The sequence below is a fragment of the Arthrobacter sp. Y81 genome (assembly GCF_002929335.1).
Classification (GTDB): Bacteria; Actinomycetota; Actinomycetes; order Actinomycetales; family Micrococcaceae; genus Arthrobacter.
Window position 1 is genome coordinate 1 of the sequence record NZ_PJIL01000097.1, and the last position, 533, is coordinate 533.

At 58.9% G+C, this 533-nt stretch carries 1 protein-coding gene and 1 pseudogene; one reads left to right on the top strand and one right to left on the bottom strand.

Translation table 11 applies throughout. The features are described 5' to 3' along the window. Positions 1-245, bottom strand: a pseudogene (locus CXQ91_RS25140) (hypothetical protein); the annotation flags it as partial. 71 nt (positions 246-316) lie between these two features. On the opposite strand from CXQ91_RS25140, the gene CXQ91_RS25665 reads away from it, so the two are divergent. Further along, a partial coding sequence (locus tag CXQ91_RS25665) for an ATP-binding cassette domain-containing protein (protein ID WP_308471437.1) occupies positions 317-533 on the top strand: 217 nt, incomplete at its 3' end.

A 533-nucleotide genomic window follows, 5' to 3' on the forward strand; every position in this document is an offset into this window, starting at 1 on the left:
ACTTCCACGTCCTGGAGGTGTTCCACAGACCGCAACCACAGGGTGAGGTGGAGGTTGGTTTCGCCGGAGGTCACGATGGTTGAGCGAATTTCCGGGAATGCCGCACCCCCCGGCTTCGTGCCGAACTTAGTGGCAAGAGTGGCAATGTGATCGGCAGACAATCTGCACCAGAGAGCCACCGAGACCGGAAACCCAACCTCCTCGGCCGAAACATCGCAACGCAGCGACACCTTATTGGAGTTCACAATCGAGGCGAAGCGTCGATGAACGCTACTCCGGCCGGAAGCTGGTCAACTCGGCCACCTCCACTACCTCGGTGCGTTTGAAGAAGCCCTCAACGGACAACGCCGAGGCAGAGCAGCAGCCGATCCTGACGGTCTCGAACCTTTCGAAAGTATTCCGGGTACGCAACGCCGTCACCAAGAAGCGACTCGAGTTCAAACCTGTCGACGACGTCAGTTTCTCCATGAAACGCGGGAGTACCCTGGCCATTGTGGGCGAGTCCGGTTCCGGAAAGTCCACGACCGCACGAA